At 34.1% G+C, this 13,201-nt stretch carries 11 protein-coding genes; 8 read left to right on the top strand and 3 right to left on the bottom strand.

The genetic code is table 11. The annotated features are described in order from the left end of the window. Nucleotides 1-268: 268 nt before the first annotated feature. The gene (locus NLG42_RS10180; RefSeq protein ID WP_089059289.1) at nt 269-1,030 is read left to right on the top strand and encodes a phosphatase PAP2 family protein; all 762 of its coding nucleotides are present in this window, start codon (nt 269-271) and stop codon (nt 1,028-1,030) included. A gap of 128 nt (nt 1,031-1,158) precedes the next feature. On the opposite strand, the gene NLG42_RS10175 is transcribed toward NLG42_RS10180, so the two are convergent. Then, a complete protein-coding gene (locus NLG42_RS10175) occupies nt 1,159-1,932 on the bottom strand; it encodes an XRE family transcriptional regulator (protein ID WP_089059304.1) in 774 nt (257 codons plus the stop codon). An 89-nt stretch (nt 1,933-2,021) separates the two neighbouring features. On the opposite strand from NLG42_RS10175, the gene dinB reads away from it, so the two are divergent. The 6 genes from dinB to NLG42_RS10145 all read left to right on the top strand — a co-directional run bounded on the left by dinB (nt 2,022) and on the right by NLG42_RS10145 (nt 9,629). Beyond that, entirely contained in the window at nt 2,022-3,203 is a 1,182-nt protein-coding gene (gene dinB / locus NLG42_RS10170) for a DNA polymerase IV (protein WP_257683665.1), read from the top strand. After that, nucleotides 3,203-6,256: a DNA polymerase III subunit alpha gene (locus NLG42_RS10165; protein WP_257683664.1), complete on the top strand. Its 3,054-nt coding sequence runs from the start codon at nt 3,203-3,205 to the stop codon at nt 6,254-6,256. Before dinB ends, NLG42_RS10165 begins: the two co-directional genes overlap by 1 nt. Nucleotides 6,257-6,437: 181 nt before the next feature. Continuing rightward, complete coding sequence (locus tag NLG42_RS10160) at nt 6,438-7,817, top strand: exonuclease domain-containing protein (protein ID WP_257683663.1); 1,380 nt, start codon at nt 6,438-6,440, stop codon at nt 7,815-7,817. A gap of 24 nt (nt 7,818-7,841) precedes the next feature. Then, nucleotides 7,842-8,474, top strand: a complete 633-nt coding sequence (locus tag NLG42_RS10155; RefSeq protein ID WP_089059285.1) for an alpha-ketoglutarate-dependent dioxygenase AlkB family protein — start codon at nt 7,842-7,844, stop codon at nt 8,472-8,474. A 148-nt stretch (nt 8,475-8,622) separates the two neighbouring features. Beyond that, on the top strand, nt 8,623-9,084 hold the full coding sequence (locus NLG42_RS10150; RefSeq protein WP_089059284.1) for a DUF1810 domain-containing protein: 462 nt from the start codon (nt 8,623-8,625) through the stop codon (nt 9,082-9,084). A 143-nt stretch (nt 9,085-9,227) separates the two neighbouring features. After that, nucleotides 9,228-9,629: an MFS transporter gene (locus NLG42_RS10145; protein WP_099720097.1), complete on the top strand. Its 402-nt coding sequence runs from the start codon at nt 9,228-9,230 to the stop codon at nt 9,627-9,629. Nucleotides 9,630-9,757: 128 nt separating this feature from the next. Here the strand turns inward: NLG42_RS10145 and NLG42_RS10140 are convergent, their stop codons facing one another. Then, nucleotides 9,758-11,170 (bottom strand): APC family permease, encoded by a 1,413-nt coding sequence (locus NLG42_RS10140; RefSeq protein WP_257683662.1) that lies wholly within the window; start codon nt 11,168-11,170, stop codon nt 9,758-9,760. A 153-nt stretch (nt 11,171-11,323) separates the two neighbouring features. On the opposite strand from NLG42_RS10140, the gene NLG42_RS10135 reads away from it, so the two are divergent. Further along, on the top strand, nt 11,324-11,728 hold the full coding sequence (locus NLG42_RS10135; RefSeq protein ID WP_257683661.1) for a DUF5958 family protein: 405 nt from the start codon (nt 11,324-11,326) through the stop codon (nt 11,726-11,728). 33 nt (nt 11,729-11,761) lie between these two features. On the opposite strand, the gene NLG42_RS10130 is transcribed toward NLG42_RS10135, so the two are convergent. Next, nucleotides 11,762-13,198 (bottom strand): LysM peptidoglycan-binding domain-containing protein, encoded by a 1,437-nt coding sequence (locus NLG42_RS10130; protein WP_257683660.1) that lies wholly within the window; start codon nt 13,196-13,198, stop codon nt 11,762-11,764. Between the last annotated feature and the right edge of the window lie 3 nt (nt 13,199-13,201).

Genomic DNA, 13,201 nt, shown 5'->3' with positions numbered 1-13,201 from the left:
ATGACATATTTAGACTGGATTGAAATCCAGCCTTACAATATGAATCGTCCCTCTGGGACTTTAAAAACGTGTTACAATCAAATTTCAACGGATTGAAATCCATTGCTATAATATAAATCGCTCCTGCTAAATTCCAAAATATTTAGCCAATCTTAATACAATTCCCTTATTTAAAACCAACAGGTTAATATTAACTTAAGGTTCAATTAAGGTAAAAATACTTTGATTGGACATTCGTTATTATTGTAAATCATAACAAAAACAAACGATGTCTTGTAAAGCTATTTCTCTGGTATTTCTATTCGTTTTTTTGAGCGCAAATGCTCAACAAAACGACTCCATTACAAAAATTGACAGTACTTCACATCAGCTAAAATTCAATTACAAACAATTGATTATTCCTGGTGTATTAATTGGGTACGGTGTTATTGGACTTGAAAGCGATCAGTTGCTGAGTTTTAATTCGCAAATTAAAAAAGAAGTTACTGAAGATATTGACAACAAAATCACCATTGATGATTTCTCGCAATATGCACCTGCGGCATCGGTTTATGCTTTGAACGCTTTTGGTGTGAAAGGTAAAAATAATATGCGGGATCGTTCTGTTATATTTGTGACTTCATATGCCATTATGGCGACAACGGTTTTAGGTTTAAAATCGATTACACATGAAGAAAGGCCAGACGGAAGTTCGAACAACTCCTTTCCTTCCGGTCACACAGCAACTGCTTTTGCAGGAGCCGAATTTTTATGGCAGGAATACAAAGACAAATCTATTTGGTACGGAATTGCAGGTTATGCTGTTGCAACTGGAACGGGATTATTTAGAATTTACAACAATCGCCATTGGTTAACCGATGTTGCCGCTGGAGCCGGAATCGGGATTTTGAGTACAAAAATCGCCTATTGGATGAATCCATATATCACTAAAAAATTATTCAAATCATCTTCTGAAAATAAATCAACTTCTATGATAATGCCTTTTTATAACGGGCAGCAATATGGCTTGAGTTTTGCAAAGGTTTTTTAGATTTTTTTATTTCTCTATTGTCACCCTGAGCGAAATCGAAAGGCTTTATAGCACAAAAGGTCTTCGACTTCGCTCAGAGTGACATTCGGATTTAAAAATAAAAAAACTCTTTTCCTTATTTTTCTTTTTTAAGTATTTGAAGTATTATTTTTAATTTCCATCACTTCTCTTTTCACTTCTAGAAGCAGTTCTTTCATGCTTTCGGTTTCAGACAATGTTTGTTTTTTATCTGATCGTCCGATGTTGCATTCGTACTCCCAAATCTCCAAAATATCAGAAGCTTTCACTTCATAATTCGGGTAAAAACTATTATCCGATTCTAAAACCAAGGTGTTTTTTTTGTTCTTATTAAGACGTTTATAAACCATTCCTTCATTTTTGGTAATCAAAATATAGGTTTTTCCATCCATCACCTCTCCTAACCTTTCAACATAACGCCCAATAATTATCGAACCAGCTTCGTGCGGAGGCATTGAATCGCCTTCTACAGGAAAACCTCTATGTTTACCAGGACCTAAAAACGGAAGCGAAACCTGCTGTAAACTTTCAATATATTCTGGATCAGCATATCCGTTGAGATATCCTGCTTTTGCTTTTTGAGATACAATTTCGATATAATTTTCGCCAAAATTATCAACCTGAATTGGTAAAATAAGTCGGTTACCCTCAAGTTTTATCAAGTTTTCGATGTTTATTTTCCGAATATCGACCGACAATAACAAATCGATACTTGTATGAAAAAACAAGGCAATTTTCTTTAAAATATCATACGGTGCTTCCGAAGTTCCATCTTCGTATTTCACGTATCTTCCTCTTGTAATACTAAGGTTTCCAGCTAATTTCTCCTGCGATATTTTATGCTTAACCCTCAATGCTCTGATGTTATCTGAAAATAAAGACATAATTAATTTGTTATAATTTGGAACAGCAAATATATAAAAAATTGTTCTTATCTGTGCTAATTTTGTTCCATACAAAAACAAAAAGGAAAATGGCAAGGGCAATTGTACATATGGATCTGGATACCTTTTTTGTATCCTGCGAAAGACGCACCAACTCTGAACTCAATGATATTCCGCTTATTATAGGTGGCGGAGATCGCGGTGTTGTAGCATCTTGTTCTTATGAAGCGCGCCGTTTTGGAGTGCGTTCTGCCATGCCTATTCATATGGCGCTGAAACTTTGTCCACAGGCTAAAGTTATGAAAGGCGATATGGAATTATATTCGCAGTTATCGCATGATGTTACCCAGATTATTCAGGAAAAAGCGCCAGTAATGGAAAAAGCGAGTATCGATGAATTTTATTTGGATATTACTGGAATGGATAAATTTCACGGCAATTATAAATGGACAGATGAATTGGCTCAAAAAGTCATTAAAGAAACAGGGCTTCCCATTAGTTTTTCATTATCCATCAATAAAACCGTTTCTAAAATTGCTACCGGAGAAGGTAAACCTGTAGGGAATCTTGAAATTCCAGAACAAGGTGTACAAGACTTTTTAAATCCGTTATCGATTCAGAAAATCCCAATGGTTGGTGCAGTTACTTTTCAGCTTTTGTCTAGAATTGGCGTTCGTAAAATTCAGACTTTGGCCGAAATGCCTGCTGAGGTTTTACAGCAAATGATTGGCAAAAATGGTCTTGAACTTTGGAAAAAAGCACACGGAATTGACAACACACCTGTTGAACCTTATACGGAAAGAAAATCAATTTCTACTGAAACTACTTTTACTCAAGACACTATAGATATTGCAAAACTGAGAAGGATATTGTTGGGAATGGTCGAAAAATTAGCTTTTCAGCTTCGTGCAGAACAATGGCTGACCTCAACGGTTACGGTTAAAATACGTTACGCCAATTTTGATACCGAAACCAAACAATGCCGAGTAGCTTATACCTCAGCCGATCATATTCTGACTAAAAATGTAACCGAACTTTTCGAGAAAGTTTATCAGCGTCGTATGCGATTGCGCTTGATTGGCGTTCGCTTCAGCGGATTGGTGCGCGGTACTTATCAAATTGATCTTTTTGAAGACACTCAGGAAATGCTTTCACTTTATGAAGCGATGGATAAAATGAAAAAACGTTATGGATTTGATGCTGTAATGCGCTGTGCAGGAGCTTCTTTTAAACCAAACACTAAAGACGAAATTTTAAAACGCAACAAATAATGTATCTTAATTGTCATTCATATCATTCATTACGTTACGGCACAATTCCGCTTAAGGAATTGATTAGCCAAGCCGTTTCATTTGGTGTAAAAGCAATGGCATTAACAGATATTAATACCGTAACAGGTATTTATGATTTCATAAGAGCTTGTCAGGAAAAAGAAATTAAACCTTTAGTTGGAATAGAATTTCGCTGTAATCATCAATTCCGATTTATCGGTTTGGCTCAAAATACAGAAGGTTTAGCTGAAATGAATCGATTTTTAACCGAACATAATTTCAGTGGAGAAAACCTGCCTTTGACGGCGCCCGAATTCAAATCGGTTTTTGTGATTTATACTTTAGAAAATGCTCCGAAAGTTCTTCGCGAAAATGAATTTATCGGTATTCGTCCTGAAGAAGTTTCGAGGCTTTTTACATCAGAACACAAAAATAAAATTGCTCAGATGGTAGTTTTACAGTCAGTAACTTTTAGAACCAAAACAGAATACAATCTGCATAAAATTCTTCGGGCAATTGACACTAATATTATTTTATCAAAACTTACAGAAGCGGATTACTGCAAAGTTTCGGATATCATGCAACCGGTAGAATCTCTTTTGCCTTTCTATGAAAAATATCCTGAAATTATAAGCAATACGCAAAAAATCATTGATTCCTGTAATTTCGAATATGATTTTGAAACTCCAAAAAACAAAAGATTCTATACAAAAAGCCGTCAGGAAGATTTAGAAAAACTTACTGATTTAGCTTGGGAAGGATTTAAAAATCGTTACGATAAAGATAATTTAGAAGCAAAAGCTCGTGTAGCAAAAGAATTAAAAGTTATTGACGAATTGCAATTCAGCGGTTATTTTTTAATTACTTGGGATATTATTCAATACAGTAATAGTCAAGGTTTCATGCACATTGGACGTGGAAGCGGTGCCAACAGCATCATTGCGTATTGTCTTGGAATAACCGATATCTGTCCTATCGAGCTGGATTTGTATTTTGAACGGTTCTTAAACCTCAACCGTAAAACGCCGCCTGATTTTGATATTGACTGGAGCTGGCAGGAACGCAATATAATTCTAGAATATATCTTCGGAAAATACGGTCGAAATCATGTTGCTTTCTGCGGTACGAATGTCGAATTTAAATACCGATCTATATTTAGGGAAGTTGGAAAAGTTTTTGGACTTCCGAAAGAAGAACTTGATATGCTGGCCAAGAATCCAATGGCTTTGCATGAAACCAATAAAATTGTAAAACTGGTTCAGCAATACGGAATGCTGCTCGAAAAATATCCAAACCAGCGCAGTATGCATGCCTGCGGAATTCTGATTTCTGAAGAGCCAATTACGAATTACACGCCCTTAGAAATGCCTCCAAAAGGATTTCCAATTGTGCTTTTTGATATGCATATTGCAGAAGAAATTGGTTTTGAAAAATTCGATATTCTGAGTCAGCGAGGCATTGGGCATATTGATGACAGTGTAAAACTGATTGCTAAAAACCGAGGAATAAAAGTTGACATTCGTAATACTTCGATTTCTAAAGATGAAGCTTTGTGCAATGTTTATCTGGCACAGGGAAAAACGATTGGCTGTTTTTATATCGAAAGTCCTGCTATGCGTGGCTTATTACGTCGTTTAAATTGTGATAATTATAAAATTCTGGTTGCTGCATCGTCTATCATTCGTCCCGGCGTTGCACAATCGGGAATGATGAAAGAGTATATTTTTCGTCATAATAATCCACAGCAATTTGAATATTTTCATGAAGTTTTCAAAGAACAGCTTGGTGAAACCTACGGTATTATGGTCTATCAGGAAGATGTTATCAAAATCGCTTTACATTACGGCGGACTTCCCGCTGCTGATGGTGATATTCTTCGTCGTGCCATGTCTGGAAAAGGAAGATCTCTAGAAGCTTTACAAAAAGTAAAAGATAATTTCTTTGCCTGCTGTGCTCAAAAAGGACATCCAGTTGGTTTAAGTCAGGAAATTTATCGTCAGATTGAATCATTTGCTGGATATTCTTTTTGCAAAGCGCACTCGGCTTCTTATGCTGTTGAGAGTTATCAGAGTTTATATCTGAAAGTGTACTATCCTATTGAGTTTATGACTGCGGTAATCAATAATCAGGGCGGATTTTACAGAACTGAAGTTTATGTACATGAAGCACGAATGTCTGGCGGAACAATTCATAATCCATGTGTGAATAAAAGCGAATATCAAACTACTTTATATGGTACAGATATTTACCTCGGTTTTATGCACATTCAGAGTTTGGAATCGAAAACAGCACATTTAATTGAGGAAGACCGAAATAAAAATGGTGATTATATTTCTTTAGAAGATTTCATCAATCGTATTCCAATAGGGATTGAAAATATCAAAATTTTGATTTTCATTGGTGCTTTTCGTTTTACAGGAAAAACTAAAAACCAGCTTTTGGTTATTGCAAGTTTGCTGCTGAACAATTTTAAACCTGAAAACAGGAATTTAAAACTTTTACAAGAACCTGTTAAAGAATATAAACTTCCGACATTGGAACGTTCTGTTTTTGAAGATGCTTTTGACGAAATCGAATTACTGAGTTTTCCTGTTTCGTGTACGGTTTTTGACATTTTGCAAACCAAACATCGCGGCGATATTATGGCTAAAGATTTAGTCAAATATCATAAAAGACAAGTTCGAATGCTGGCTTACTTGATTTCTAGAAAACACGTTCCTACAAAAAAAGGAACTATGTATTTTGGAACCTGGATTGATCATGAAGGTACTTATTTTGATACGGCACATTTTCCTGACAGCTTAGAAAAATATCCGTTTCAGGGTGGCGGCTGCTATTTATTATTAGGAAATGTTGAAGTTGATTATCATTTCCCAACGATAACAATAATTAAAATGGCAAAAATGCCTTTTATTCCAGATCCGCGTTATATGGATTCTAAAGACCAATATAAAACACAAAACCAAATTAAAGAAGATATAAGCCTAACACATCGTAAACCTTATCCGCAAGGACACGAAATTAATCTGCCAAGACATCGAATGAAATTTTAAAAATTTATTTAAACACATAGAAGCATAGGTTCAAAACTTAAAAAAAGAAATAAAAGAAAACAAGTTTTCACACATAGTTATGTTTGTTTTAAACAAGTGAAATGCCTTTTATCTCAAAGAAAATCTATGTTTCTATGTGTTAAAAATTAAATAACTAACGAAGAATTTACGTTATATACAGATGAAAAATACGGAATATGCCATAGTCGATATTGAAACCACAGGCGGAAATGCCAGTGGCAGCCGCATTACAGAAATTGCCATTATTATTCATGATGGTACAAAAGTGTTGGATCGTTATGAAACTCTTGTAAATCCAGAACAGGATATCCCTCTTTCTATTTTTGGATTAACGGGTATTAATAACGAAATGGTGGCGAACGCACCTATTTTTGATGACATTTCAGAGAAAGTATTGGAAATGCTTACTGATCGTATTTTTGTTGCTCATAATGTAAACTTCGATTATTCATTTGTTCACCATCAGCTGGAGCAAGCAGGTTTTAAATGGTCGGCACAAAAACTTTGTACAGTTCGTGCAGCAAGAAAAATCAAGCCGGGTTTAGGTTCTTACAGTTTAGGAAATCTTTGCAATTCTTTAAATATATCTCTAGAAAACAGACACCGCGCTGGTGGAGACGCAGATGCGACTGCTGTATTATTTTCTCTTCTGTTAGAATGGGATGACGCGGGAGAAATCGAGAATATGATTAAAAAAACGGCTCAAGATCAGCGCCTACCTCCTAACCTTCCACCAGATGATTTTAATAATTTACCTGAAAAACCAGGTGTGTATTATTTTTATAATCAGGCGAAAAAAGTGATTTATGTTGGAAAAGCTATCAATGTAAAAAAACGTGTGGCATCGCATTTTAGCGGCAATAATATCAATTCTCAAAGACAGCATTTCTTGAGAGATATTCACGGAATTTCCTTTGAAATCTGCGCTACCGAATTGATGGCACTTTTATTAGAATGCACGGAAATAAAACAACTTTGGCCAACCTACAATAGAGCATTAAAACGTTTTGAAGCAAAATTTGGCATTTATCAATATGAAGCACGAAACGGTTATAAATATTTAGCTGTTGGAAAACTGAGCAAATTTCAGACTTGCATTCATGAATTTAATAGTTTGTATAACGCTATAAATTTACTCCGAGATCTGTCTGCACAATTTGAAATTGATCAACGATTCTGCAAATATTCCAGACCCGAAGAAGGAGAACTTCCGCAAAATAATGATGTTAGAAATCTGCCTGATGTTTTGCTTCATAACGAACAAGTTGATAATGCTATTGCTTTTTTATTGAACAACAGACCTTCTTTTGCTATTATAGACAAGGGAAGATCAAAAGAGGAACGCAGTTGTATTTGGATTGAAAACGGTCATTTTTATGGTATGGGTTATATTCCATCAGATATTTCGATTCATGATCCTGAAGAAGTAAAAAACTATGTTACGACTTATAAAAGCAATCAATATATAGAACAATTGATTTTTGCTTTCGCAGAAAAATATCCTCGAAAAGTATTCTTCAATAAGCATTTTCAGAATTAAGCCTGAACTTAGAAAATTTAAGTTATGACACTATTTAACGACACCGAATTATTTGCGACTGGTTTGGAAGGCAAAAAAATATTTGACATTCCTGACTCAGAACTTATTCTTATAGATAATTTTTTTAGCAAAGAAGAATCTGATCGTTTTTACGAAAGAATACTTCGCAAAACCAAATGGAGAGAATATGAAATGGAAATTTATGATAAAACTTACACTGTTCCTCGAATGATTTCTTGGTATGAAGACAAAGATAATCCCGGAGCAGATCTAAATGGACCAGATTGGACTTATGAATTATTAACCATTCGGAGCCGTGTAGAGAAAGAAACTCAGCTTGATTTTAATAGTCTTCTGCTAAATTTATATAGAAATGGAAATGATGGTGTTGGCTGGCACAGTGACAAAGAACATAATACGGGACCAAATCCTATTATCGCTTCGGTAACTTTTGGCGAAACGAGAATGTTCAGACTCCGACATAAATACAGCAAGGAAATTCCACAGGTTGAAATTCCGCTGCATCATGGTTCTTTTTTATTAATGTCGGGAACTACTAATAGTTTTTGGCAGCATCAAGTTCCAAAAACAGCACGGCAGGTTTTGCCTAGAATAAATCTGACTTTTAGACAAACTAAACGAGTTTATGATATATAAACAACTCTAAATGAGCTTTTTCTTACTCAATAATGGTAAGGAAAATTCTGCAGAAAAAAGTTAAAATACTCACTACGTGCACCTTTTATTAGGCAGACCCTTTCTTTTTTAGTACTTTTGCAACCCTTTTTTAAATACAATACCACAAATGGCATATTCAAACAATGATTTAGCGCGCTTTTTAGATGCGCAGAATAAACTTTATCTTACCGCACTTTCAGAAATTAAAAAAGGAAAGAAAGAAACTCACTGGATGTGGTTCATTTTTCCACAGGTTAAAGGATTAGGTAAAAGTGATACTGCAAATCTTTATGCAATTGCCGATTTAAAAGAAGCGTCAGAATTTTTAGACCATCCTATTTTAGGAAAACATCTTATAGAGATTTCAGAGCTGTTATTAACTTTTAAAAGAAAATCAGCTGATGGAATTCTTGGGGATTTAGATGCTCGAAAATTACGTTCATCTATGACACTTTTTTCTATGACTGAAAATACAAATCCGATATTTCAAGAAATATTAGATGCTTTTTTCTCTGGAGAATCAGACCCGCTTACTATTTCTATTATTAATTCAACTATAAAATCTTCTGTTGAACCCGCTGTTGTATAACAGTTTCAATAGATTATTTAACATCAAAAGACACTGTTTTTCTAAACAGTGTCTTTTTTTTATGCTCCAAGCTTAGTAACTCACTATTTTTTTATTGCCCGCAGATTTTTTAGTTTTATATTGTACTCTCAAAAAACCAAATCATGACCGAAAAAATCAAAACCCTGCAAATTATTCATCTTGCAGTTTGTGCAGGAACAATCCTTGCTTATTTCCTTTTAGGAGAGCTTTCAATTGAAAAATTAAAAAACATTCCCGTTATAGATTCGTCGTCAATTGTATATGTTTTCATCCCAATTTTGGCTTTCGTTTTAAGTACATTTTTGTTCAAATCGCAATTAAAACAAATCGATCCTAAATTAAAAACGGAAGACAAACTGCCTGTTTATCAAACTGCTTCTATAATGCGATGGGCAGTTCTAGAAGGTGCTGCTTTTCTAATATTATTCTTAAAACCTGATTTTATATTATTTGGGATACTTATTATAATATATCTAATTTTCTTAAGACCTACTGAGGAAAGAATTAATAATGATTTGGCTTAAACCTCATAAAAGTTTTCTTCATGGAGATTCTGTATATTTAAATCATTCATCTTAATTATAACGAAAAAACGCCTTATGAATAAGGCGTTTTTTTATATCTAGATATTACTTTTAGCTCAAAGCCAGTACTAAACTTCTTTTGGTTTTGTTAGATAATAAACTGGTATTCCTGTAAGCATAATCAATACGCCCCAACCGCAAGTTGAAAATTTCACAACAAGCAATGATATACAAATTGCTGTTGCAATTATTATATACAACATTGGTAAAAAAGGATATCCAAACGCTTTATAAGGTCTTTCGATATCCGGCATTTTCTTGCGTAAGATAAAAATTCCATAAATCGTAAGAATATAAAAAATCAAAACAATGATGATTACAAAATCTAACAAATCACCATATTTCCCTGTAAGACATAAAGCGGAAGCCCAGATACACTGTGCCCAAAGTGCCCAAGCCGGCACACTTGAACTATTTAAAACTGCAGCTTTCTTAAAGAACAAGCCATCGTTTGCCATTGTATAATAAACTCTTGCACCAGCCATAATCAATCCGTTATTGCAGGCAAAAGTCGAAATCATAATCATTATTGCAATAATCAAAGTTCCTATGTTTCCAAAAATATATTGTGATGCTACAACTGCCACACGATCAGATTTTGCTGTTGCGATTTCATCAAGCGGAATTACTGCCAAATACATAATATTTGTAAGAACGTAAATAATTGTAACAATAAAAGTTCCTAAAAATAAACTGAAACCAACGTTACGTTTTGGGTTTTTAATTTCGCCTGCAATAAAAGTAACTCCGTTCCATGCATCACTCGAAAATAAAGAACCAACCATTGCTGCGGAAATTCCAGTAATCAAAGCTGTACCTCCAATTGGCATCCACGAACCGCTTTCTTTGTCAGACGAACGTGTATTCCAAGCGTCTGCCCAGTTAGCGTCCCATACAGAAGCTTTTGCTGCAAGCGTTAATCCAAAAATAATTAATCCTAGTAATGATAAAATCTTGATAATTGTTAAAACGGTTTGCAGTATTTTACCGTTTTTTACACCGCGACTATTGATATATGTCAATAAAATTATAGTGAATATCGAAACTAACTGTGCTGCATTGAGCTTAAAAGAGCCAATCTCATACAGTATATTTTCATCGCTAAAGGGTTCATACAAATATGCAGCAAACTTCGAAAAAGCAACTCCAACAGCGGCAATTGTACCAGTTTGAATTACCGCAAAGAAACTCCAGCCATACAAAAATGCAATTAACTTGTTGTATGCTTCTTTTAGATACACATATTGTCCGCCAGCTTTTGGAAACATTGCACTTAATTCGCCATAACTTACAGCGGCAATAACAGTTATTAATCCTGAAATTAACCAAATTAGCGTGAGCCATCCTGCTGAGCCTACTTGTCTGGCGATATCAGCACTTACAATAAATATTCCAGATCCAATCATAGAACCAACCACAAGCATGGTTCCGTCTAATAATCCGAGTTCTCTTTTAAAATTTTCTTGGTCGTTTTCTTGCATTTTTTTGGTTTTTGGTTGGTTAAAGATATACTTTTTTCTGAAATTCTATATCTTGAAATTTTAAATTCAGAAATTGATCTAAAAATGAAAATAACGGTTAGATATAACTTAAAAGAGATATTTCTTATTTTAGTTGTAACCAAAATTTGAAAAATGATAAGTCCAATAGAACTGCTGATAAATAAGATTGCACAAGACAGAATAAGCTTTAATCAAGGCTTAAGACTTTTACTTGAAAGTGATGATTTTAATTTTGAAGATGTTTTTGCACTATTAAAAAATTACATTTTCAATTCTATACCAAACAAAGTGGATTATAATACGGAAACTTATCAAAGGGCAATAAATACAATCCCATTAAAACAGACCTACACATCAATTGTGATTCTAAAAACCTACGATACTAAAATCGCATTTAATAAATTAAGTGAGCTTCCTGAGGCAGAAAATAAGAAAACAGTAACGTCATTAATTTGGGTATTTAAAATAACTGATACTGAAAGGAGAAATACTGAATGCAAAAATGGATGCGGCCACTTTTGGCACAAATTAGAATAAAGTATTAAAAAATAAACTTTCTCTATTTTTTAATTAATCTAAAACACGATTTACTTGCGAAAATGCTCTTGTGTAATAAGCTTCTTTTGTTGAAGAAATCATAACACCGCCGTGAGTAGAGGAATGTACAAATTTAATCTCGCCATCGACATTTTCAACAACCATACCAACATGATTTATATGGCGTCTTCCATTGGTTTTAAAGAAAATTAAATCGCCTTTTTGAGCTTCTTCTGAAGCTATTTTTGTTCCTATGCGAGATTGTTCTATTGAACTTCTTGGCAGCTTAATGTCGAAATTACCGAAAGTACAAAACATTAAACCTGAACAGTCAAAACCTGCTTTTGTAGTTCCTCCAGAACGGTAACGTGTTCCTATATTTTCGGTCGCATTACTAATCAGCTGATTAATTAAATCGGAATGATTGCTTATTCTAACAATTCCCGAGTCTTTAGCAACATTTGAATTATCTGCAACTTCTATTGATGGCTGATTATTATCAATTACTTGAGATGAATTTGCATTTAAAGCATCAGCCTTTTCCTTAGTGGTTTTAATCTTTAAAACAGATCCTACTGGAAGTTTTCCTTTTATTGATGGATTTTGTCGTTCTAATTCAGCTACTGTAATTCCATATCTTTTTGCAATAGCGTACTTTGTTTCTTTTGGCTGCACCTCAACGACAACTTCTGTGTTTTCTGAAGTAATAATTTCAGGTTTTGTTACATCAGTATTAACTCCATTTGGAGTAACCGCGACTACATTTGAAGAAATATCGCCTTGTTTCCCAGTATTTAAATCGGCTGTTTCTAATAATTGATTGGCTTTTTCTGCTGTGGTACTAATCTTTAAAGATTGCCCTACTCGGAGTTTCTTTTTGATAGATGGATTCTGACGCTCTAATTCTGCGACTGTTATTCCGTACTTCTTAGCAATTGAGTATTTTGTCTCTTTAACTTGTACTTTAACGTTAAGCTCTGTATTTGCAACAGGAACAATTTCTGGTTTTACATTTTCTGTATTAACTACATTTTCTGAAACTACTGCATTAGAAGGAATATTTAGATGCTGTCCTATTTTTAAACCGTCTGTTTCTAATGTTGGATTAGCTTTTTTCAATTCATCAACAGAAACATTGTATTTTTTAGCAATTCCCCAAAGCGTTTCTTTTTGCGAAACTTCATGTGAACCTGGAGCATCATAAGCTATATTTTTCGTTTTACTTGCTTCATTTTGAGAAGATTTCTGAGCAGTACGAACATTTTTATTCGGAATTAATAAAACCGAATTTAGTTTTAAAACTTTAGGCGCATTAAGATTTGCATCTTGGATATCTTTTACTTTTACACCATACTTTTTAGCAATTACAGTAATGTTTTCTCCTTTTGAGATTTTATGTTTGGTAAACTTTTCTTGAGAAAAAGCACCAACACTAAAAAAAAACAATACTATAATTAATCTAAAAACCATACT

The organism is Flavobacterium plurextorum (assembly GCF_024638035.1).
GTDB lineage: Bacteria > Bacteroidota > Bacteroidia > Flavobacteriales > Flavobacteriaceae > Flavobacterium > Flavobacterium plurextorum.
The sequence above is the reverse complement of the archived record's forward strand: the minus strand, read 5'-3'. Positions and strand labels throughout refer to the sequence as shown.